At 59.4% G+C, this 22,475-nt stretch carries 14 protein-coding genes and 2 pseudogenes; 13 read left to right on the top strand and 3 right to left on the bottom strand.

Annotated elements, in window-relative coordinates; genetic code table 11:
* Positions 1–1,468 precede the first annotated feature (1,468 nt).
* Entirely contained in the window at positions 1,469–2,359 is an 891-nt protein-coding gene (locus tag PDMSB3_RS31805; RefSeq protein WP_165189009.1) for a site-specific integrase, read from the bottom strand.
* Between the two features lie 2,171 nt (positions 2,360–4,530).
* Here PDMSB3_RS31805 and PDMSB3_RS31800 point away from each other — a divergent pair.
* Positions 4,531–5,196, top strand: a complete 666-nt coding sequence (locus PDMSB3_RS31800; RefSeq protein WP_327197048.1) for a reverse transcriptase domain-containing protein — start codon at positions 4,531–4,533, stop codon at positions 5,194–5,196.
* 483 nt (positions 5,197–5,679) lie between these two features.
* Here PDMSB3_RS31800 and PDMSB3_RS38025 read toward each other — a convergent pair.
* Positions 5,680–6,813, bottom strand: a pseudogene (locus PDMSB3_RS38025) (recombinase family protein); the annotation flags it as partial.
* Positions 6,814–7,165: 352 nt separating this feature from the next.
* Here PDMSB3_RS38025 and PDMSB3_RS31790 point away from each other — a divergent pair.
* The 7 genes and pseudogenes from PDMSB3_RS31790 to PDMSB3_RS31760 all read left to right on the top strand — a co-directional run.
* Positions 7,166–7,489 (top strand): annotated as a pseudogene (locus PDMSB3_RS31790) (PDDEXK nuclease domain-containing protein); the annotation flags it as partial.
* A gap of 1 nt (position 7,490) precedes the next feature.
* The gene (locus PDMSB3_RS31785) at positions 7,491–7,682 is read left to right on the top strand and encodes a hypothetical protein (RefSeq protein WP_165189005.1); all 192 of its coding nucleotides are present in this window, start codon (positions 7,491–7,493) and stop codon (positions 7,680–7,682) included.
* Positions 7,683–8,305: 623 nt separating this feature from the next.
* A complete protein-coding gene (locus tag PDMSB3_RS31780) occupies positions 8,306–9,373 on the top strand; it encodes a tyrosine-type recombinase/integrase (protein WP_165189003.1) in 1,068 nt (355 codons plus the stop codon).
* A gap of 5 nt (positions 9,374–9,378) precedes the next feature.
* Positions 9,379–11,661, top strand: coding sequence for a tyrosine-type recombinase/integrase (locus tag PDMSB3_RS31775; RefSeq protein WP_165189001.1), 2,283 nt, complete (start codon positions 9,379–9,381; stop codon positions 11,659–11,661).
* 460 nt (positions 11,662–12,121) lie between these two features.
* The gene (locus PDMSB3_RS31770) at positions 12,122–12,400 is read left to right on the top strand and encodes an HU family DNA-binding protein (protein ID WP_165188999.1); all 279 of its coding nucleotides are present in this window, start codon (positions 12,122–12,124) and stop codon (positions 12,398–12,400) included.
* 199 nt (positions 12,401–12,599) lie between these two features.
* Positions 12,600–12,806: a hypothetical protein gene (locus PDMSB3_RS31765; RefSeq protein ID WP_165188997.1), complete on the top strand. Its 207-nt coding sequence runs from the start codon at positions 12,600–12,602 to the stop codon at positions 12,804–12,806.
* A 183-nt stretch (positions 12,807–12,989) separates the two neighbouring features.
* On the top strand, positions 12,990–13,430 hold the full coding sequence (locus tag PDMSB3_RS31760) for an SET domain-containing protein (protein ID WP_165189706.1): 441 nt from the start codon (positions 12,990–12,992) through the stop codon (positions 13,428–13,430).
* A gap of 738 nt (positions 13,431–14,168) precedes the next feature.
* Here the strand turns inward: PDMSB3_RS31760 and PDMSB3_RS31755 are convergent.
* Positions 14,169–15,833 (bottom strand): MFS transporter, encoded by a 1,665-nt coding sequence (locus PDMSB3_RS31755; RefSeq protein WP_165188995.1) that lies wholly within the window; start codon positions 15,831–15,833, stop codon positions 14,169–14,171.
* Positions 15,834–16,128: 295 nt separating this feature from the next.
* Between PDMSB3_RS31755 and PDMSB3_RS31750 the strand changes: the two genes are divergently transcribed.
* The 5 genes from PDMSB3_RS31750 to PDMSB3_RS31730 all read left to right on the top strand — a co-directional run bounded on the left by PDMSB3_RS31750 (position 16,129) and on the right by PDMSB3_RS31730 (position 22,452).
* Complete coding sequence (locus tag PDMSB3_RS31750; RefSeq protein WP_165188993.1) at positions 16,129–17,808, top strand: FAD-dependent oxidoreductase; 1,680 nt, start codon at positions 16,129–16,131, stop codon at positions 17,806–17,808.
* On the top strand, positions 17,805–18,707 hold the full coding sequence (locus PDMSB3_RS31745; protein WP_165188991.1) for a fumarylacetoacetate hydrolase family protein: 903 nt from the start codon (positions 17,805–17,807) through the stop codon (positions 18,705–18,707). The genes PDMSB3_RS31750 and PDMSB3_RS31745 overlap by 4 nt, the downstream gene beginning before the upstream one ends.
* A gap of 70 nt (positions 18,708–18,777) precedes the next feature.
* Entirely contained in the window at positions 18,778–19,716 is a 939-nt protein-coding gene (locus tag PDMSB3_RS31740; RefSeq protein WP_165188989.1) for a cupin domain-containing protein, read from the top strand.
* A 54-nt stretch (positions 19,717–19,770) separates the two neighbouring features.
* Positions 19,771–20,913, top strand: a complete 1,143-nt coding sequence (locus tag PDMSB3_RS31735; RefSeq protein WP_165188987.1) for an acyl-CoA dehydrogenase family protein — start codon at positions 19,771–19,773, stop codon at positions 20,911–20,913.
* Between the two features lie 39 nt (positions 20,914–20,952).
* Positions 20,953–22,452 carry an aldehyde dehydrogenase family protein gene (locus PDMSB3_RS31730; RefSeq protein WP_165188985.1) on the top strand — a complete coding sequence of 500 codons (1,500 nt, stop codon included), beginning with the start codon at positions 20,953–20,955 and terminating at the stop codon, positions 22,450–22,452.
* The last annotated feature ends 23 nt before the right edge of the window (positions 22,453–22,475 follow it).

Genomic DNA, 22,475 nt, shown 5'->3' with positions numbered 1-22,475 from the left:
CTATGCGACGTTGCGTCGCTGCACCAATTCCAATCAAGACGACGACGGCGGCTAAGTGCTGAGTCGCAGTGCTTGCGCGTTCAGTGAATGGAATTGCAAGTTGACAGGTGCTGGATGGCGGCGAGAATACCCGGCGTCAAATAAAACGCCCACGCAGCACGCGGGTGCGAGATGTCAGTTTCAGAGCCGGTGAGGCCGATTGGAATGGCTTAGCCGCGCACGAACTGCCTTGCAGGCGTTGTGAACTTCGCTCGCGCATGCCGTACGCAAGGCGTCCGACATCTGAGTTGATGGCCAAAACTAGTTCGGCTAAATTGGATGTCCAGTTTAACTTTCGCACACCAAGCAAAATGATCGCACGAGTGGAAAGCAAGCTGAAAAGTGATGCTGCCGAGCGAACGGCTGACTGCATGATCTCACAACAAGTTTCAGCAGTCAACTCAATTTAGTTATCCTTTGATTGGATCAGCATTACGCTGCGGATAGCGGTGAGAGTTTCCACGGAAGCATTCAAGTGGATGCCCAAATGGTCACTGTTTTCTCCTTGTGTTTCTGATGGCCCGAAGCTCGTCGAGGCGAGCCGAGCGACCTGTTCCGAGGACGAGCTTCGCGTCATGCATTGGGGCTGCCCCCTCGAGGGCGAGGCTGAGCACGACCTGCAGGTCACTTGTCGATAGACGCTGTGCTTCGTGAGCAAGGTCAAGGCGGCCGTCTATTTTCAGCTGCTTAACTGCCTTGCGCAAAAATGCTTGTGCCGTCTGTTCAGTCAGAGTTTGTGCCGGGATTCGAGTAATCTGTGTTTGACGATCGCTTGGTGAGCAAGCGACCTGTCTCGTCACCCAGCTCTCCTGCTCTCCTGTGAGCGAGGCCGGTAGCCCCTCACTGACGCATATAGACGGTGACGATGTCGATGCGCAGTTTGCGACAGCGAGAAGCGCTTCACCGATTTCCCGGTCGATACCCAGGCGCGTTCGGGCTTGGGCCGACGCCGATGTCCATGGGCACGTGAGGTGTCCATCAATTAACGATAATCTATGGGCCCATCCCCAGATGTGGACCACGAGCCGAACTTCCGCGCATGCGCGAAGCTCGCAGTGTGGACCACGGAAGTCCAAGTACGTTTCCACCGTTGGCCATTCTGTTGTCAGTCCTGGATTGCCACATCGGACAAAGAAGGCTCCCAGTGCTGCAAGTTGCTTCTCGAGCGCGGGCCGTCGGCGACGATCCCGTGTCGGAATTTCAACACAGCCGAATACGTCCAACAGCGCGCAGATTCGCGCAACGGGGCCAGAGGGCAGGTGACATTTCAATGCATGCTGCCTCCACACGACGAGAGCGGTGTCTCGATCGGGACCGAGTGGTAATTCCTTTTCCATGGCGCCGGTCTTCAGATAGAAATATTCATTGCCGGATGCCTGTTTGCGCGCTCGGAGGCCTGGCGGAAGGTGTCGTTTCGCCATTTGTTGTATCAGCCACCAACCAAGTAATTGAGCGTGATCGAGACGCGAAAGTGGCCTAACTCTTGTGCCAGTATCTCGAGTGCGCGCCGTGGACCAACGAGGGGAATGAGCGCAGCCAGTCTGTTCCAGGCAAAGCTGTGCCGCATACCATGCACGCCATGGCTATACCCCAGTGCCCGCTCGCTCGCGTAGCTGAAACTAGAAGAAAGTGCCTGTCCGCCACCGATATCGTAGTGACTGATATAGTCGATTTCCCGATCACGCACAGTCACAGGTGCGGGCCTCGCATATTTCTCGAGTTCACGCGCGAGTTCAATCGAGAGTGCGACTGCTCGCACGAGGCCTCCCTTACCATCTACCAGATAAAGCTCGTAATCCGTCCTTCCAACAAAACGATCATGCGACCAGTTGCGATGGACAGACGGACTCTCGCCGCATGGTCTGCGCAACGTGATGCATTCGTGAGCTCGAAATCCCCCGTCGTAACAGAGCAAGGTCGACAACCCGTTTTTCGGAGACTGATTGGTGACAATGCTGCGGACCGCACTGAACGAGTATGCACGCCCCTCGACAGTCGGGACGACGCAACTTTCAACAGACGGCAAAGCAACCGAAAAAATCTTTTGTAACGCCTGCACCGCGCGGTTGACGGATTTCTGCATGTGCAGTTCCGCATAGTCATCCAGAAATTCGAGCATCATGCCGCGGGTATGTGCTTCGTCGAGCGGAAGCTGATGGTCACGAAGCCAATGTAGGTATTCGATGTAGACGTCTCGATATGCGCGCTCGGTGCCGATCGAGCGTATCGCGCTCGCATTCAGCTCGTCGAGTTCAACTTTAGAGAGACCGTGCGCAGTGATGTTGCCGACAGCCGTTCGTGCCAAGTCACGGATTCGCATCTGCATGCCCCCAGAGCTGGAACAGATTGTGGCGACACAGGTAATTTCGGACGGTATCTTCACAGAAACTCAGACCTGACTTCTCTCTAATCTCTCGGGTCAACCTGGCAAGCGTAAATTCCCGAGGGTTCCTAGCATAGAGGCGACGCAATGTGAACGCCCTTATCTCGCCGAGGTATGGGTCGAGAGAAGAGCGTCGTTTACGCTGCCGTACACGCGGTGCAGGAAGCGCACCGTATCGCAAATCAAGTTGTGCAATCACATCATCTAGCGACACGCTTCTATCTCCTGTCAGGTTGGGCTGCACGGTGCAAAGAAGTGCCGGATTCCAGCGGGGCTGGAGGCCCGCGGCGAAGCCAGAAAACTTTGAAGCATCGAGAGACCGAAGTGGCACGTGCGCCACCTACGGAATGGGCGCACCCGTTCCTAGCCGCTGGACAGCAAAAAAGCGTACGAGGCGCGGCTGGCCTGGTAGCTGTAAGGCTCTCTGGATTTATTTTCTGTGCGAGTTCAGGCCGCACAACGGAGGCGGAATTACCGTGCGCTGACCCACGGCTTTTAGCGGGCCAATTTTGCTGATGAGGTTGGAGTGCAGCGATCGTTGAACACCTGGCGGCGCTCGACGCGAAGTTTTAGTTGATGGACGTCCTGATCGCGGCGCGATACCGGACTTCAATCACGGATTGAAGTCCGCGCCGGAACGGGCAAGTCTCTATGGTGAAGTCGGACACGGACTGGACAACCGCCTGTGGCCAATCAGACGCATTAAATAGCGCAAATGCCGCAGTGGCGGCGGGTAAGTAGCTGAAGCGTGCCCGATGTCCATCGCATTGTCAAGCGGCCTTGACCTAAGTGGTTGGGAGGAAGGCGCACCGGCGGTCGCGTAGCAGGCGAGGATTCTAACGCCGCTCATGAACGCGGCGGTTTGTTTAGCTCTCGGAGTGGCGGTCCCTCGGTCAATGCTTGACTGCTCGCCAGGCAAATGGGGAGACCAATCTACGACTTAACTCGAGGTTTGGAGCCAGTTGGCGAAATGGTATTCGTCTCAAATTTACAAGGTCGTAGTTTCGTGGCACAAAAGTCCGACTTGAGTCGTAGAAACTCTTTACGCAACGGGATGTCCCGATGATGTCCCAGAAATCTGCCGCATAACTCGTAGATCTCCTGGTGCTCGCGACGTACTGGTGGCGCCGCCGCGCTATACCGGACTAAGGGTAGCCATAGCGTCAGTCGTCCACGCCGTAGGGTGCACGGTTTGATCAGTGGCATCGACCTGAGTTGAAATGTCCCATGCTCGTGGTGGTTAGATCTCGGTCAATTTCGCCAGTAGACAATCTTGCTCGTCCGGAGGGCGAGTATAAGATGTTCCGTGAATCGGGATAAATGCTTGGAAAGCCTTATCTGGATTGGCTGAGAGGAAATTGAGGCTTCTCTGACATAGCGAGAAATTGTCTCGGAGCCGCTGGAAGTGACCTGCCTCTGCTGTCAGTTCGTCTCGCCCCTGCCCATCGCCGAAATGCGTCGCCGCGCGGATTGCCTGGAGAGGGAATCGCGCCGCCGAGCTGTTCCATGCAGTGAACATGGCGTGGCCGTATCGGTGCGAAACGACTGGGCGGAACGCCACACCCAAGGGTTCGGTCCCGCGATTGACAATCGAGTGTGGTGTGCCAAGAACGCGAGCATCAGATGACCGATGCTTGCGGTGCTTTACCAGAGATGAAGGAAGGCCCTTCGGAGTCGGCCTGCAGGGGCAGGCTCCAAACCACCACGAGCTGCGCGGGTAAAGAGTCCGCGTGGTGAGCGTCGATGGAAAAGGCAGAGTTCGACTCTGTCAGGTAAGGATCGAAGAGACGAACGCGAGTGAACCGCTGAAGACGTGTCGAAATTGTCCCAGAAGATGTCGAAACCGGAGAGCGCACTTGCTCCGGGACAAGATCGGGCGATACCTGCTGACGGCCCGATCGGCATTCGGCACATAGGCGGCGTGACTTCGATTCAGGCTTTGGTAAGGAACTTGGGAACCTGTCGTCCCGATGTGAAGGGAGAAATTCAAGTGGAAGGACTCCACAAGGATGAGAGTACCGATGCGGGGCACAGGGGCGGAGACGCCTGTAGTAGGGTTGAAGGTCCTGTAATGGGACTGGACCGAAGGGGCGTCATCGTCTGGCTTTATGATGCGGGCAACCTGCAAGGGGGGGACCTGCGTGGATAAAGCCAAGCCGTTTAGTATTTCCAAACGTGAGGTATGGGAAGCATACAAACAGGTAAAGGCCAACCGTGGGGCGGCGGGTGTGGACGAACAGTCGATGCAGGAATTCGAGGCGGATCTGAAGAATAATCTGTGCCGAGTCTGGAATCGGATGTCGTCCGGCAGTTACATGCCGCCACCGGTACTGCGGGCTGACATACCGAAAGCTGGGGGTGCGGGGACGAGGCCGTTGGGTATACCCACGATCTCTGATCGCATCGCTCAGACGGTGGTCAAGCGATATCTGGAACCGCTTGTGGAGCCTGTGTTTCACGACGATTCAAATGGATATCGCCCTGGGCGGTCTGCGCATCGGGCACTCGACGTGGCTCGGCAGCGATGCTGGAACTACGCCTGGGCGCTAGACCTCGACATCAAGAATTTCTTCGGTAGCATCGACTGGGAACTCATGATGCGAGCGGTGCGCCGCCACACGGACTGCGCATGGGTGCTGCTGTACGTCGAGCGCTGGCTCAAGGCCCCCGTGCAAATGCCAGATGGGACCGTGATGCAACCGGACAAGGGCACCCCGCAAGGCGGTGTCAGTACGCCGCCTACAATGTTGCATACTTTTCTCTCCTGCGTCTGAGTCGGTCGAATTTTCGCTGCCGCGAACCGGCGGTTGCGGATCGACACGGAACACGACGACGATCTCGTCCTTGTGGATTTCTACGCGCTTGACCAGACCCAGAACGATCTTGCGTTTCGTTTCAAGATCAATCGCATCCAGCTTTTCAGTGACGGCGGTTGCAAATTCCTCAAGCCGGTTAATAACGAGAAACAGCTCGCTTTGCATCGCGCCGTGGCGCCGCGATTCCTGGATCTGCTGTTCAATCTGTTCGAGCCGGCTCTTCAACTGCTGCATCCTTGGCTCGAAGTCGGCCTTGTCGATGATACCGTCGGAGTAGCTGTCGATCAGTCGCGATTTGCTCTTTTCGAGCTGATGCCGCTGCTTTTCCAGACTGCCGGTATCGAAGCCGCGCTTTTCGCTACGCTCCATCACGTCGAGTCGACGTTCATACTCTTCTTTCAGTCGATCTGGATGCCTGAGCAATTCCACAACCTGATGCCATACCAGCTCATCGAGGTTGTCTGTCCGTACCTGTAGGTTGTCGCAGATACGTTCGCCGCCGAACCGGTAGGCGTCGGTTCCAACGCAGCGGTAATAGGCATAATCGCGCTGATGTCCCTTGGCCGCCGACTTGCTCACTTTCTTCGCGTAGTAGGCGTAACGGCACTGTCCACAAACAGTGAGCCCCTGCAGCAGGCGAAGCGGCGCATTATCCCGGCGCTGGCATGCCAGCTTGCGGTTCTCGGCAAGCTGCTCCTGAACGATTTCGAACAGTGCTTCGCTGACGATTGCCGGCACCGGAATTTCGATCCACTGCTGCCGGTCCGCGCGTTTCGCTGAATACGGTTTCCTGGGCACGTCGGCGCTGTGGCGCTGGGCACGCACGCGCACCTGATGATCGCACACCTGCGTTTTGCCAAACGCAGCCCGCCCCATGTACGCCGGATTACGCAAGATGCCCCATACCACGCTGCGGTCCCAGTACGGCTTGCCCGATGCCGTCACGGTACCGGCCTCGCCAAGCCGACGTATCACCTCTCCGAGGCTCAGGCGCTCCAGCCCGACCCACTCGAAGATCGCTTTCACCGTGGCGGCTTGCGGCAGTTCGATGACGTACCGGGCAGGCGTCCCGTCGAGCTGTCTTCGGATATAGCGGTAGCCGTAAGGCGCCCCTGATAGCACATTGACGGTACCGCGTTTCGCACCGTGAAGCTTGCCGCGGCGGTGACGCTCTGCGATTTTTGCCCGCTCGTACTCAGCAATCATGCCCTGCATCTGCAGCAGCAGTGATTCTTCCGGCGTCGTGCCAATTGCATGATTGAGAAACACGACCTGTACGCCGCACGAGGAAAATTCCTCCATCAGCAGGGCTTGGTGTGCATATTTGCGCGCCAGGCGGTCTGGCGCGAGGATGTACAGCCGATCGACCGTCCCGAGCGCGGCGGCGTCGCGCAGGCGCTCCAATTGCGGCCTGACCAGCGTTGCACCGCTCACCCCGGCATCAACGAAGCACATGTCCTCCACAATCTGCGCCCCGTCTGCCTGAATTCGTTCTTTCAATGCAGCGATCTGGCTGTCTATCGTGCCGCGTTTGCTTTGCTGCTCGGATGACACTCGCGCGTAAAGCGCGACCATGGCAACGTTGCTCATCGTTTCCCTCGCTTCATAGCTTTCGCCGTTGCTGGCCTTGCATCCGATGCGCACCTCGTGCTTCGGGCATCAATCGGACTGAGCTGATCGTAGGCCTTCTCCAGTTGTTCGCTGGAATAGCGGTTCGGCTCGAAAGCGAGACGCACTCGCCAGTGTTTGCGTCGTCCCCATGTCATCGACTGGGCTCCCGGTTAGCGGGAGCAACGGCCTCAAGCACGAGAACCGCATTACTGGCAGGACATTCTCTGGACCATGGCGCCAGACACTCCCTCGATATGCGAAGGCCCCATCTTACCCGCGAGTTTGCTATGTTGTTGCCGGGGCTGTCAGTCCAGTGCTGCGGTGTTACGTTGTCGTCGAATTGAAAACAACGCCATTCAAGCCCGAATATGCCGGTCAACTCAATTTCTATCTCTCAGCTGTGGATGCCCAAGTCAAAGGGCCGCACGACGAGCCCACGATAGGCTTGCTACTGTGCAAGGAAAATAATCGCCTGGTCGCCGAATACGCGCTGCGCGGGATTGCAAGTCCTATGGGCGTCGCTGAGTATCAGTTGCTGCGCGATATCCCGGCGCCTCTGATGCCTAACCTGCCGTCGATTGAGCAGATTGAGGCGGAACTCCAGACGGACAAAGCCTCTGGATTATCTGATCAACCATAGCATGGACTATCAAGTCACCTACAAGCACAGCCTGCTGTCGGCGCCGGACGATTTCATCGTTCACGTCCCGTCGCAGATGGTCTGCAATGGGCCGGCCACGGAGCCTCGGGCCTTATTGCCCGAGTTCATCATCAAACTGATTCTCGAGCGGTCCCCGTCGATTGGTCGAATTCGCAACCTGAGGATTATTTGATAATCGCGCCTTGGTGGCTCGTGGCATGAGCAAACCGTCGTGATGAGCCCGGATCTTTGAATGAGGGGAAGCCAGAAGGCAGGGCACGAGCATGAGAGGGCCGAACACCTGCGGAGGGAACCGACATTGTCGCCGATGAGCATGGTTGCAAAGGGGCGGCCGCATTTCGACTTTGCATGTCCGGAGCGGTCTGCGGGCCGCCAGATCATTAAATGCAACGCAGCCAATACGACTTATCAGGATTAGAACCGGTCGTTGACGTTTGACGGAGCGACTGTCGACGGCCTAAGGCGAGCCATCGGCATCGCGCCGAAGACCGGGTTCAAGCGCCGGTGCCATGCGTAGCCGGGAAGAGGGCGCATCGTTGGTCGATCCTTTCCCGAAAAAATGAAGGGGTAGATAGTTTTAGTTATTTGGAATTGAAGTCGTGCTACGGTAGGTCAATGCATAGGCGTAGGGCATGGAAGCGCGAATTGGCGTAGGGTTATCCACGGGGCTGCCGCCCGCTTTTCTATAGCGAGAGGCGAGCAGCCCGGTGGATAACCCGGGGCGTAGGCGATTTGGCTTTTTGCACGTTGTCCGTTACTGGACGACCGTCAACCCGCTTTCCGGGAGAACGATTCATGGGTGCAGACAGCGCTTTGGTCGAACCGGATTGGGAGCGATACCCGCTGATCGCTTCAAACTGTTACGCACGCCGGTGGATAGATAGTTGCTCATCGCTCGGCCTGGCAAGAAATACGATAACGGCATACATGTACGCGGTCGAAGGCTTCCTACGGTTTGGACAGGAGCATGGCGTTGACCTGCGTGGCACATCGCACGAAGTCATCGCACGATATATCGGAGAGATGCGCACCCGGCCGAGGCGATCGCGGCCCAATGAGACTCGGACCGGCTCAGGCGGTTTCTTATCGAATGCGACATTGCAGCAGCGTATTACTGCGGTCCGTTTGCTCTTCGAGTTTCTGATCGATGAAGGACTACTCAGGACCAATCCTGTCAGCCGCGGCCGCTACACATCATCCAGTCGCTTTGGCGCGGGCAGCGAACGAGGCCTCGTCCAGAGATTTCATAAGCTACCGTGGATTCCAACGGAAGAGCAGTGGACGACCCTGCTCGCCGCGGTTCGCCAAGAACCGATGCGAAACAGGTGCATGCTGGCATTTGCTTACGATGCAGCGCTTCGCCGGGAGGAGTTGTGTCGGCTTCGCAGCAGCGACCTCGATCCAGCGCACCGATTGCTGCGCGTCCGCGCCGAGACAACCAAGGGGCGACGCGAGCGAGTCGTGCCGTATTCGGAGACGGCAGCAGAACTGCTGCGTGACTACCTTCGGCACCGGCCACCAGGGCGAGATCGGCACGCCTTGTTCCTGTCTGAGTCACCTCGCAATCATGGAGCGCCAATCACGTTGTGGACGTGGTCCAAGGTTGTCCGATCCATAGCCCTCCGCGCCGACGTTCCGGCGTTTTCTACTCATACGCTTCGACATCTGTGTCTGACCGATCTTGCTCGATCGGGCTGGCAACTGCATGAAATCGCGCGATTTGCTGGCCATCAGAGTCTGGAGACGACGCGCCAATATATTCATCTGTCTGGACAGGATCTGGCAGATCGGTTCGCAAAGACAATGCGGCAGATCCATGCGTGGCGCGTGGAAGCTTTGGCGGCTGTTACTGATGGGCAGTAACGGTCATGAACAAATCTCGTACCGCGCCCACTCAGACGCTAGCCTCCGGTGCCCGTGCTTGGGCCTGGCCATTGCGAATCCCCGCCTATGATCGCGGCGACGCTTTGACGGCTGCAGAGCAGCGAATACTGATATACGGGTTTTCAGGGGCGATGCGGACTGAACGCAAGGCAAGCGTGATACTCAACCAGTTGGCAGGGGTCGGGCGGTTGCTGACGCCGATCAACGACGCTCTTGCCGTGGTGGACGGCGAAGGCGGATGTGGCGATCGCGTCAAGGTGATACTTCTTCATCAGTGTGCTCGGCAAGAGACTTCATTCTGGGCATGGGACGACACCGTCTGGCGCGAGATGATAGGGACAAGCCAACGTTCGCTTGCGTTGGCCAACCACGTAATAACTTGCGCTGGTGGTGAGCGAGAGGCGTTGATCGCCGTCGCCTATCTACTCCAATGTCTTAACGACACTTCCTGTTTCAAGGGGTTGAAACGGGCTGCCCTGGCAGAAAAGGTTTTCGGCAAGGACCATGTTACTGCCACGTTGAAGCGGGTGACAGATATCGCGGCGAAGTGGGGTTATCGAAGTTCCAACAAACTGCTGATGAGCATGGTTGCCGAGCTCCTGCTCATGAACAGACAGCCGGACCTTGAATCCCTGACCGCCGAGCTCATCGAGGAAGCTCGTGTGCGCTGGTGCGACTCGATTCCGCGCAGTTGCCTGTTCTTCCTGCTGACACGCGCCCTGACGGGGCTAGGGATAGTCTTAGATGAGCCCAAGGTGCGCGATACCGTTGACAGGGAATTCATGCATGCGGCGGGGATCGCAAATATTGCCTCGGATTGGGTCACGATGGTGGAGCAATGGGAGGCGACCAGCACACTGACAGCACGCAGCCGCCGGCAGTTTCGAAGCAGGATTCTGAAGGCTGGTCGCTGGATGAAAGACCGGCATCCCGAGATCACCCGCGCCGATCAGTGGACGCGGGAAACGGCAGCAGAATATGTCGCCGCCGTGGACCGGATGCGTGTCGGAGACTATGTGTGGAACACTGCCGTTTTGAGCGGCAAATCTGGCAAACCGATCGCAGCGCGCTCCAAAAAAGCGCTGCTCGATTCGATGCGGTGCTTTTTCGCAGATGCTCAAGAGTGGGAATGGATACCGCGTCGCTTTGATTCGTCTCGCGCGTTCGCGACACCCCGTTCGGTGAAATCACTCATAGGGCCTTCGCCGCGCACTATTGCCGATGATCTATGGGCCAAGCTTCTCTGGGCGGGGCTGAATCTGACGTTGAGTGATCTTCCCCTGCACGGCAGCGCAGCTTCTGGCAGCGACAATCTGCATGGGAGTCGTCGCTGCACTGGCGGTTACTATCCACTCGAGATGATGCGGGCATTGAGCATCGTATGGCTCTTCGCCGGATTACGTAGCGACGAAATCGTACGACTGCGAGTTGGCTGCGCGCGGAAGGAACCGTTGGCAGGAAATCTGGGTGAGCACTGCTGGATGCTCGATGTTCCGGTACACAAGACTGGAACAGCGTTTTCCAAGCCAATCGACGCCGTCGTTGGGGAAGCAGTCCTGACTTGGGAACGAGTGCGCCCGGTCCAGCCGCTCGCCGTCGACAATAAGACTGGCGAGCAGGTTGAATTCCTGTTCTCGTATCGAGCGAAAATGATCCCGCATAACTACTTGAACCGGCATCTGATTCCCACGCTGTGCCGGAAGGCAGGCATCCCAGCCGCAGACGCACGTGGACAAATTAGCAGCCACCGCGCACGCTCGACCATTGCGAGCCAGCTCTTCAATGCCAGGGAACCGATGACCCTGTTCGAACTGCAGGCCTGGCTTGGTCATCGCTCCCCAGTCACCACGCAGCACTACGTGGCATTCACGCCCACGAAGCTGGCAAAAGCTTACTCGGAAGCGCAGTACTTCCAGCGGAACCTGAGGATGATGGAGGTGCTGATCGACCGGCAGGCTATAGATGAGCGGAGCACCGATCAGCCGTGGCGCTACTACGACCTGGGCCACGGATTGTGTTCGTATGAATTCTTTGATCAATGTCCCCACCGCATGGCCTGTGCACGGTGCGACTTCTACGTTCCGAAGGAATCGACCCGTGCCGAGCTGCTTGCATCGAAGGCCGGGATGATTCGGATGCTGCAGGAAATCCCGCTCACCGACGAGGAACGCGATGCGGTGGACGGTGACCAGGAGGCTGTCGAACGCCTTCTTCGACGCCTGGATGCGACACCGGCACCAGATGGTTCGATTCGGCCAAAGCGCTGAGTAGCCAAAATCGTTTAATTCCACATAATCAGAGCTATCTACCCCTTCATTTGCGGACATTGACCGTGGCAGGAACCGGGCGAGGTCGCCGATAGGACCTGGCGTGATGACGCGGCGCGCGTCACCCGAAGACGCGGGACCGGATTTATGACCGCAGCCGCGAAGCGCGCGGTCACGCGTAATAGAAGACGTTGAAAATGCAGAGACATGCCCGGCGGTCTGCGCCGGTCGACCCTTGGGAAAGACAGGATCTCCGGCGCAGAACCCGGGCGTTGACGTTTCGCGGTCAGCGTCCTGGACCGTGCACCGGCCAGATTCCCCCAGACGACTTCCCCCGGTGCATGCCCGGCCCGACAGGACGATGGGCCCGTGGTGGACCACATGCCGCTGCGTGCCGATTGCGCGAAGGCGCGCCAATCGGGTAGGGTGACGAGATTTCAACCACAACGAGGAAGTCACAATGAACAAGCAGGAACTGGTGGATGCAGTTGCCGCGAAGACCGGCGCGAGCAAGGCGGCCGCCGGCGAGGCGATCGATGCGTTTATCGGCGCGGTCACCGCGGCCGTCACGAAAGGTGACACCGTGCAGCTGATCGGCTTTGGATCGTTCTCGACGGGGGCGCGTGCCGCGCGCGTCGGCCGCAATCCGGCGACCGGCGCCGAAATCCAGATCGCGGCTGCGAAGACGGTGAAGTTCACGGCGGGCAAGGCGTTCAAGGATGCCGTGAACGGCGCCTGAGAGCGGACGCAGGCCATCGGCCGGATGTCTGCCGATGGCGCGGCTGCCAGCAGTAGCCGCTGGAGGTACTGGCGGCAGTGACGGCGCAGCGTGATCGGGTGGCGCCTGGACCCCGGCCAGCCGGCCTGGTAGGATCAGTGCGAGATGCCGCGACCTACTGCGGCCTTGCCTTTCGCTGCACGTCTATATAGGTAGTCGTATGGAACAGAAACGTTCGCGGACCGGGCGCGAAATCTCGTGCCCAACGATCGGCGCATTACTGCGCTACCGGACGCGCATCGTGCGCGTCATTGCGGAAGCCCGCAGGCAACGCGCGATGATCGAGTCGCTCGACACCACAGGCAGGACCTTCGTGAGCACGGTGAAGCGGGTCAGCCTGCGTGAGCTCGGCAATCAGCTTTTCTGAAGCCGGATGTCTTCGCGGGTGAGCCGTCAGTCACTGCGGGATGCCTGCGGTTCAAATACCTCGACTCTCCGTTTCTCGTATACGCGCCGACGCCCGATCGTGGCAAGCGCGTGCTCATCCATGACACTGGTTGGGGAAATTTCCTACTCGTATACTGGCGCAGACATTGGCAAAGGAAAGTGTATGAGGCGCGTAGTTGTCCGGCGGTCTCCAGTTCACGGCAAAGGCGTGTTCGCCTTGCGCGCGCTCGCGGCGGCCGAACGGGTGCTTGAATACAAGGGTGAAATCACCTCGTGGCGCAATGCGGTGCGACGTCACCAGCATGAAGGAGTCGAAGGACACACATTTCTTTTTGGCCTGTCGGATGGGCGGGTGATCGACGGCAGCCGTGGCGGCAACAGCGCGCGCTGGTTCAATCATGCGTGCGCACCCAACTGCGAGACTATCGAGGATGAAGGACGGATTTTCATCTACACACTCCGGCCAGTCGACGCAGGCGAAGAGCTTTTCATCGATTATCTGCTGGCAATTGACAACGCCGTAGACGAAGAGGCTCGCGCGCAATATGCATGTGCTTGTGCGTCTGTCGGCTGTCGTCGGTCGATGCTGGCTGTCGCGGCGTGATGGGACGCCAGGCTGGGCGGTCGCCAGTTCCCCGCTTACGATGATCGAAACGGGCTGAGACGCCTGCCTCCGTCCAGAAAAGCGCACTCCTGATATCTCCAGTTATCAGATGTAGCGATTTTGTTTCGAGGGCGTCAGTTGGAGCGTTGCCCGCCGACCCGGACGCGATGGGGGACCCGGAGAGCGGGGAAGGGAGACTGGCGTTGCCCGATACATAGGTGTTCGTGGGAGGTGACTTCTGCCAGCGAGGACGGCGCGCAGAGAGGCCAAGCGTTGGCAAGCCAGTCGGCTTCTGGGAGGTTTTCTGATGGGGGTGCCTGGGGAACGTTGCTTTGGGAGCCAGGCCAGGAAAAGCGGTTGAGAAGCGCAGAGCGAGCGGGCCCGCTTGTGGTTTCGCGGCATTAAATGCAGTTTCGAAAATAGCAGTTGAACTAAACCGCTGACGCGGTAGGGCGGTACGGCAATCTTCTTAAGCAACAGGTCAGCGATGCGTATGTACATGGTGTCAAGGAGCAACACGACGTGCTCCTCGACTCGTCGCCGCCCATCCCAGCCATGCTGGCTCAATGAGATCGGTGGGCGGGGCGTTGTGATGCTCCAGAATTCAGTACGCCTACTACCAGTAAGGCCGCGCTATCGACGACCGCGTGGCGATCGGAGGCATCGCGAAAGAGCTCGGTTACGCTTCACCTCAGACGTACCGCACGCTGTCGCCTCCGGCACCACACCGACTCATACTCAGTGCGTTAATTGATGTTCGATGGCTGGCGCGAGTTGCTCGTCGACCGAGTCGGCGTTGAAGCGATCCAGCTCTGCGCGGGCGACCGTTTCGCTCGCCACCAAGGTCCGGCTTGCCAGAAGCAACGAGCCAATCGACACCGGCAACACGGCGAGCGCACACAGAATCGCCAGACGCAGATCACCTGACGCATCGCTGATCAGGCCAACGGTATAAGGTCCGAGTCCCAGGCCAAAGATATTCGCGCCCAGCGAGAACGCGGCAAATGCAGTCCCACGCAGACGCGGAATCACCAGGTCCTGGGTGGTCGCCTGAAGCGGACCGAACCACATGGGCACGAAGAAAGTCGCGACCGCGTAGGCGCAATAGAAAACGGTGACATCTCGCGTCACATATTGAATTGCGCTGGCCGCAGTGAACATCGTTACGGTAAAGCACACGAAGTACAGGCGCCCGAGGGCATGCCGGCGTCGCGCGCAGTCGGACAGATAGCCGCTCACGCTGATTCCCGCTCCGCCGGCGATGATCGCAATGATGCCGAGATGCAGGCCCGCCTGAGCAGTTAGCCCCAATTCACGGCTGGCATATACGAACACGAACCCATTCACCGCGTTCATTGCAAAGGCGAGAAACGCCCCGGCCACGGTCAAGCAAAAAAAGGTTTTGGAACCCGTAATCAGTCGGTGAGCGGCGACGTCGCCGAGGCGCGTGGCCTGATACCAGTTCGAACACACGTAGACCGCAATCGCAATCGCAAGCCACTGGACCAGATTGCTTGTCACCGCCATGCCGAATACCGTGCCGATCCGGGCGTTTCGACTTGCGGAGAGCACATGATTGGTCGCGGACGTGGCGAACACCACAACGCAAATCGCCAGAAGAAGATACATGGCGTTACGCAGATATTCGCGGCGCGGTGCGCCCAGCGAGCGCAAGGTCAGCCAGCTCCATGGCGGCACCATGGCGCCAAGGTCGCGGATGGCATGCATGAAAGGATGGGGGTCTTTCCTGGGGGCGACGGCGTCGAGGCGGCCGCGCGCGGGTTCGCGAATGGTCAGTAGGACGATCAGCGCGAACAGGAGCCCGGGTATGCCCACGCACATGAACGACGCTTGCCATCCCGACAATCCGAGCGGTGCGGATACGCCGCCCTTTCCGTAGGCATGCTCCCACGCGGCCACGATCGATCCACCAATGGCGAGCGACGCGCCCGCTCCCACATACACGCCGACCGAATAAAGGGCGAGCACCGTACCGCGTTTGGCTCGCTCGAAGTAATCACCGAGTAGCGAGATCGCGGCGGGCGTCGCGCTGGCTTCGCCCACCCCAACCCCGATACGGGCGGCGCCGAGCTGCGCAAAGTTGCGCGACAGGCCGGACATCGCCGTCATCGCGGACCAGAACGACAGGCCGAGCGCCAATGTGCGAACGCGACTCCAGCCGTCGGCAAGCCGCGCCAGGGGAATCCCGAATACACAATAGAACAGCGCGAATGACGTGCCGTACAGCAAACCGAGTTGCGCATCCGAGATGCCCATGTCTTTCTTCAGATAGGGCGCGAGGATCGTCACGATCTGACGGTCGACATAGCTGAACGCATAGATCACGGTCAGGATGAACAGTACATACCAGCGGTACCAAGGCCTTTCGTGATTCGTATGCATATTGAAGTCTCCTGAGGTTTTGTCCTTGTCGCGCAACGGCGTGCGATGTGCCGATGCTGGTCCACAGGATAGTCACGGGCATGCCGCTCGCGCCAATACGATTTTCCGATCCTCTCAGACGAAGAACCTTGCGACGCGTGATAGGGAAATCCTCTTAATCCCTCTGCAAACAGTATTGGTCACATCAAGTAGGTGCCTTGTACATTGACTCCACATTGCAGCACGGTGAGTTCACTTTCAAAGGGCGCGACGCACAGTCAAGCCGACACGCAAAAAGATGATGGAGCTTTCGACTATGGCGCAGAAGATTGAGTTGGGGCGAACCCCGGTGGTAATCGTAGGAGCGGGGCCGGTCGGGCTGGCGCTCGCCGGTGATCTCGGGTGGCGGGGCGTGCCGTGTCTGCTGATCGAGCGTGGCGATGGCCAGGTGTTCCAGCCGAAGATGGATATGGTGGGAATCCGAACCATGGAATTCTGCCGCCGCTGGGGCATTGTCGAAGATGTCGAGAATGCCGGCTACAACCGCGACTATTCACAAGATTATGCGTGGGTGTCGCAACTGCATGGTGGCTACGAGTTCGGGCGTGAGTCGTTTCCGACAGTGCGCGATGAGCCGAAGCCGGAGCAAAGCCCGCAAAAGCGCGAACGCTGCCCGCAAAATTTCTTCGATCCGGTTCTCACGCGCTTTGCCTCGAAGACGGGCAACGTGCAGATTCGCTACTCCACTGAATATGTCTCGCACCACGAGCGTAGCGACGGCGTCACCGTGACCGTCCGAGACCTGATCACCGGTGCGGAACAGCAGATCGAATGCCAGTACCTCGTTGGCTGCGACGGCGGCGCGAGCCGCGTGAAAGAGGCGCTCGGCATCAAGATGACCGGTACGCCGGCGCTCACGTACACGACGAACGCGATTATCGAATGCGAAGGTCTCGAGCAGCTGCACGACAAAAAGCCGGGTTATCGCTACATCTTCATCGGACCGGAAGGGACGTGGAGCACCGTTGTCGCGATCAACGGGCGCAACTGGTGGCGTTTTTCCATCGTCGGTGACGCGACGATGCGCACACTGACGGAAGACGATGTGGCGGCCGCATTCCGGCGTGCGGTGGGACGCGACGATTTCGAATTCCGGATCGTGTCGCTGATGCCGTGGATTCGCCGCCAGCTGGTCGCGGACAACTACGGTACGGCTCGCGTGAAAATTGCCGGCGACGCCGCGCACCTGACTTCGCCCACCGGCGGTTTCGGCATGAACATGGGCGTGCAGGACTCGGTCGATCTCGGCTGGAAGTTGCAGGCAATGGTGGAAGGCTGGGGTGGCCCACATCTGTTAGATACCTATGAATTCGAACGCCGGCCGGTTGCGATCCGCAACGTCAACGAGGCGACCAACAATCTGAAGCTGATGCTGACGCCGCGCCAGTCGCTCAGCAAGGCCGTGTTCGAGCCGGGGCCGGAAGGCGATCAGGCCCGCCAGGTTTTCGGCGATGCCTACACGCAGATGATGAAGCGCGAGTGGTACACGATCGGTATTCATCTCGGCTTCCGTTATGAGGGATCGTCGATCGTCGTACCGGACGGCACGCCCGAGCCGGAAGATACCGTGAGCACCTATGTGCAAACGGCCCGACCGGGCCATCGTGCGCCGCACGTCTGGTTGTCCCCCGGGCATTCGACTCTTGACCTGTTCGGCCGTGAGTTCGTACTGATGCGCTTTCACAACGCGATCGATGTCGATGCGTTGAGCGCGGCGGCACAGCGCGCTGGCGTGCCGTTGCGCGTCGTCGATATCGACAATGAGCAGGCGCGTGCGTTGTATGAGTGCGCACTGGTGCTGGTCCGTCCTGATGGCCACGTGGCCTGGCGTGCCAATACTCAACCCGACGATGCCGATGCGCTCATCGATATCGTTCGCGGCGTGCAGCCGTTGGGGGTAGCGAGCCGTGTCGTCGAAGAGGTAGCCGCGCGATGAGACTCGTATCTTTCGACAACGGACGCATCGGCATCGTGCGCGAAGGCAGTGTTATCGACGTCACCGACATCGCGGGTGCAGAGCCTGGCGCATGGCCACCCGTCGGCATGGTGCGTTTTGTCGCGCAATGGGATCGGCTGCATCCCGCATTGCTGGATGCACTGCACTCCAGAACGGGTCGCGCACTGGCAGAAGTGCGTCTTGAAGCGCCGGTTCAATGGCCGAACAAGGTGATCGCGTTTCCGGCGAACTATCACGCCCACATCGACGAAATGAAAGGTGTCGGCACTGGCGTGATTTCTTCGTTCAAGGCAAGCGGGCAGGGTTTTTTCCTCAAGGCGAATTCAAGTCTCAGCGGTCCGGCCGACAGTATCGTGTTGCCGCCGCTCGCCGGGCGCGAAGTTCATCACGAGTGCGAGCTCGGCATCATTATCGGCAAGCGCGGTCGGGGTGTATTGCATGCCGACAGCCGCTCCTACGTGTTCGGCTTTACCTGCCTGCTGGATATGGTCGTTCGCGGCAAGGAAGAACGCGTGATGCGCAAATCGTACGACACGTTCTGCCCAACCGGACCATGGATCACCACCGCCGATGAAATCGCCGATTTCGACAACATCGAGATGCGTCTGCGCGTGAATGGCGAGGAGCGCCAGTCGGCGTCGACCCGGAATCTTATCGTGAATATTCCAGACATGATCGCGATGTCCTCGGCGGTGATGACGCTCGAACCTGGCGACATCATCGCGAGCGGGACGCCGGCGGGCGTCGGACCGGTCGAAGAGGGGGATGTCATCGAGATCGAGATTGACGGTGTGGGATCGATGCGCTTGCCGGTCACGCGCGGCACCGTTGGCGACCATCCGGTATGGAACAAGGAAAAGGCCGGACTGGCCGTGTAACGCCGCGATTTACCGATTGCGCCGTATCGCAAGCCGTCATTTCCCGACGGCACCCTAGCAGAGGACTGTGATGTCTGAAACCGCTACGCCGAACCAGGCGGCCCCCGATGGTTACTTCGACGCCCTGCAGGCTCGCGCGCTGTCGCCGGGCTGGGCCAAGAAAGTGCCGCAAATGTGGCAGGTGCCACGTCCCCGGTTTGTTCCCGCCGTCTGGCGTTACGCCGATGCGCGCGCCGCGCTCGACGCAGCATGCGAGTTCGTGTCGCCCGAGCAGGCCGAGCGCCGCAATCTGATCATGGTCAATCCGATTGCGGACAACATATATCCGACCTGCCGCAACCTGGTGGCCGCGTATCAACTGGTTCTTCCAGGCGAAACGGCTCGCTCCCACCGTCACTCTCCAAATGCGTTGCGGTTGATTCTCGATGCGGGCACGGACACATTCACGATCGTCAATGGCGTGCAGGTGGATGTCGCGCCGGGCGACGTGGTGCTGACGCCTTCGTGGCATTGGCACGGCCACAGTAACTTCGGCAACGAACCCGCTTTCTGGATCGATTTTCTGGACGTGCCGCTCGTGCAAAACCTGGAGTGCATGTACTTCGAGGACCATCCGCAACGCAACGAAGCGGTTACCGCGCACGAACCGGACTCGCCGCTGCGGCATAAAGGCATCGATCTCGACCGGGGCACACGAGAGAAAGGCATCGTGGATATCGCGCCGGGTGGACTCAAGACGATCGGCTTGCAGGCGCTGGGCATCGAACGGGGACAGCCGCACGCGCATGACAAGCGGATCGACAACAACCTCTTCACCGTCACGCGCGGAAGCGTGCAGGTCACCGTCGAACAACTCGGCACCGTCGAGCTCGCGCGCGGCGACATGATCGCGATTCCTTGCTGGCACGCCTTCACGATCGAGGGCCTCGCGGACTGGTCGCAACTGATTCGCGTCAGCGACGAACCGGTCATGAGCGCGCTCGGTTTTCGCGAGCTGAAATCCGCGTGATGCGCGCGGATCATCCTGGACACATTCAACAACACGCGACGCAAGGAGACCGTAGTGAAATTCAGCGAAGAGCAGGAGATGCTGCGCGACATGGTCCGCAGGGTCGCGGAAGAACAGGTTCGACCACTCGTCGCGGGAATGGAGGAGACCAAACGCTTTCCGGAAGAACTGGTCGAGGTGTTCGGCGACCTGGGCTTGCTGCAGATGTGGGTGCCGGATGAATACGGCGGCCCCGGCGGCGATCTGACATCGGTTTGCATCGCGAAAGAAGAAATCGGCAAGGTGTCGCTCGCGGCATCGACCTTGTGCGCGAACAACTCGATCGGTTTGATTCTGCCGCTGCTGCATTTCGGCAGCGAAGCGCAAAAGCAGCGCTATCTGCCGGAAGCGGCGAAGGGCCGCACGATTTCGGCGGTGGCGATCACCGAACCGGAGGCCGGTTCCGATGTTTCCGCGATTCGCACCACGGCTCGGCGCGACGGCAACTCGTATGTGGTCAACGGGCAGAAAAGCTGGATTACGTGGGCAGCTCAGGCCAATTACATGCTGCTGTTCGCGCGCACTGCCGAAGGCCGGGGTCACGATGGCATCAGTGTGTTCCTGGTGGATACGAAAACGCCTGGGCTGAAGATCGGCCGCAAGGAAGTGAAGATGGGGCGGCATGGATCGCCGACCTATCAGGTGTTTTTCGAAGACATGCGTATCGATGCCGACTGCCTGCTCGGGGAGGAAGGCAACGGCTTCAAGGCATGCATGAAGATTCTCGACCTGAACCGGCCGTCGGTGGCGGCGTCCTCACTGGGGCTCGCGCAGGCGGCCATGGACGAGTCGGTCAACTACGCGAAGGACCGCCGGCAGTTCGGCAAGCGGATCGGCGACTTTCAGGCCATTCAGTTCAAGCTGGCCGACATGGCAATGAAGATCGAAGCTGCCCGCACGCTGCTCTATACGAGCACTCAGGAAATCGATGCCGGTGATAGCAGCCGCCTGACCTTGCTGTCCTCCATCGTGAAGTGTTTCGTCACCGATATCGCCATGGAAGTCGCTCTGGAATCGGTGCAGGTACACGGTTCGTATGGTTACTCGACCGAGTATCCGGTCGAACGCTTCATGCGCGACGCGAAGCTGAACCAGATCCTGGAAGGCACGAACGAAATTCACCGCGTGATCATCGCGCGGCAACTGCTTGGCAAATGAATGACGCCATCTATTCATTGACACAGAAAGGGCACTGACATGACCTCGACGTTACATCCCGGACTCGGCGAAGCGGCACGCAGCTTTCTGTCGCGCACGCATCAACTGCTGATCGATGGTCGCATGGTGGAGTCCGACTCCGGCCGCCGCACCGACATCGTCGATCCCGGCACCGGTGCGGTGATCGCCACTGCGGCGGAAGCGTCGGCAACCGACGTCGATCGTGCGGTCCACGCCGCGCGCCGCGCGTTCGAAGGACCGTGGAGCAAAGTCACCCCGGCCGAGCGCACGCGGATGATGCTGCGCTTTGCAAGCCTGATCGAAGATCACGCGGACGAACTCGCCGAACTCGAATGTATCAACAGCGGCAAGCCGCTGCCGTTCTGCCGCAATGGCGACGTGGTGGGCATCGCTGAAATGCTGCGTTACATGGCCGGCTGGACCACCAAGATGGGCGGCGAGACGCCGAATGTTTCAATGCCGGGCGAGTGGCATGCGTACACGCTGCGCGAGCCGGTCGGCGTGGTGGGGCAGATCATCCCCTGGAATTTTCCGTTGAATATGGCGATGTGGAAGATCGCGCCGGCTCTTGCCACCGGCTGCACGATCGTCATGAAACCGTCCGAGCAGACCCCGCTGACCGCTCTGCGGCTCGGCGAACTCGCGCTAGACGCGGGGATTCCGGCTGGCGTGCTGAATATCGTGACTGGTTTCGGCAATCCGGTCGGCGCTGCGATTGCCGCTCACCCTGGTATCGACAAGGTGGCTTTCACCGGTTCGGGCGAAACCGGCCGTCGGATCGTACAGGCCGCAAGCGGGAATCTGAAGCGGGTATCGCTGGAGTTGGGCGGCAAGTCGCCGGTCATCGTATTCCCCGACGCAAATCTCGAGGCCGCAGCCGCGGGCGTGTGTTCGTCCATATTTTTCCACGCCGGGCAGATCTGCGCGGCCGGCTCGCGGCTCTATGTGCATGAACGTGTGTTCGACGAAGTGTTGGACGGCATCGCGAAACGCGCGAATGCGATGAAGATGGGGCACGGTATGGACGCGGGCACGCAGATGGGCCCGGTCATCTCGCGGCGTCAACTGGACCGGGTTGCCGGCTATATCGACCAGGGGCAGCAGGAAGGCGCGACGCTGTTCGCGGGTGGCCAAGCGAGTGGCGAGCACGGCTACTTCGTGCAACCCACCGTATTGACCGGTGTGAAGCCCGGCATGCGCGTGCATGACGAAGAAATTTTCGGGCCAGTGCTTTGCGCCATGTCTTTCAACGACGAAGATCTCGACAGTATCGCGGCCACCGCCAACGCCACCACTTATGGACTTGCCGCGAGCATCTGGACCAAGGACCTGGGCCGCGCGCACAAGATGGCGCGGCGGTTGCAGGCGGGCATCGTCAATGTGAATGCGTTGTCTTCACCGGATGCGACGCTGCCATACGGCGGCTATAAACAGTCCGGCTGGGGCCGCGAGCGCGGCTACGACGCGATCAAGCTCTATACAGAGGTCAAGGCAGTAGCGATCAACCTGAACAACTGATAACGGCGCCTGTTCCATGCGGG

It is taken from the genome of Paraburkholderia dioscoreae (assembly GCF_902459535.1).
Taxonomy (GTDB): Bacteria; Pseudomonadota; Gammaproteobacteria; order Burkholderiales; family Burkholderiaceae; genus Paraburkholderia; species Paraburkholderia dioscoreae.
Note: the sequence above shows the minus strand (reverse complement) of the source record. Positions and strands in the feature narration are given on the sequence as shown.

Bases quoted from the DNA above. Each gene is read 5' to 3' on its own strand.
- PDMSB3_RS31805 (WP_165189009.1), bottom strand. From the start codon at position 2,359: ATGCGAATCCGTGACTTGGCACGAACGGCTGTCGGCAACATCACTGCG.
- PDMSB3_RS31800 (WP_327197048.1), top strand. From the start codon at position 4,531: ATGATGCGGGCAACCTGCAAGGGGGGGACCTGCGTGGATAAAGCCAAG.
- PDMSB3_RS31785 (WP_165189005.1), top strand. From the start codon at position 7,491: ATGGACTATCAAGTCACCTACAAGCACAGCCTGCTGTCGGCGCCGGAC.
- PDMSB3_RS31780 (WP_165189003.1), top strand. From the start codon at position 8,306: ATGGGTGCAGACAGCGCTTTGGTCGAACCGGATTGGGAGCGATACCCG.
- PDMSB3_RS31775 (WP_165189001.1), top strand. From the start codon at position 9,379: ATGAACAAATCTCGTACCGCGCCCACTCAGACGCTAGCCTCCGGTGCC.
- PDMSB3_RS31770 (WP_165188999.1), top strand. From the start codon at position 12,122: ATGAACAAGCAGGAACTGGTGGATGCAGTTGCCGCGAAGACCGGCGCG.
- PDMSB3_RS31765 (WP_165188997.1), top strand. From the start codon at position 12,600: ATGGAACAGAAACGTTCGCGGACCGGGCGCGAAATCTCGTGCCCAACG.
- PDMSB3_RS31760 (WP_165189706.1), top strand. From the start codon at position 12,990: ATGAGGCGCGTAGTTGTCCGGCGGTCTCCAGTTCACGGCAAAGGCGTG.
- PDMSB3_RS31755 (WP_165188995.1), bottom strand. From the start codon at position 15,833: ATGCATACGAATCACGAAAGGCCTTGGTACCGCTGGTATGTACTGTTC.
- PDMSB3_RS31750 (WP_165188993.1), top strand. From the start codon at position 16,129: ATGGCGCAGAAGATTGAGTTGGGGCGAACCCCGGTGGTAATCGTAGGA.
- PDMSB3_RS31745 (WP_165188991.1), top strand. From the start codon at position 17,805: ATGAGACTCGTATCTTTCGACAACGGACGCATCGGCATCGTGCGCGAA.
- PDMSB3_RS31740 (WP_165188989.1), top strand. From the start codon at position 18,778: ATGTCTGAAACCGCTACGCCGAACCAGGCGGCCCCCGATGGTTACTTC.
- PDMSB3_RS31730 (WP_165188985.1), top strand. From the start codon at position 20,953: ATGACCTCGACGTTACATCCCGGACTCGGCGAAGCGGCACGCAGCTTT.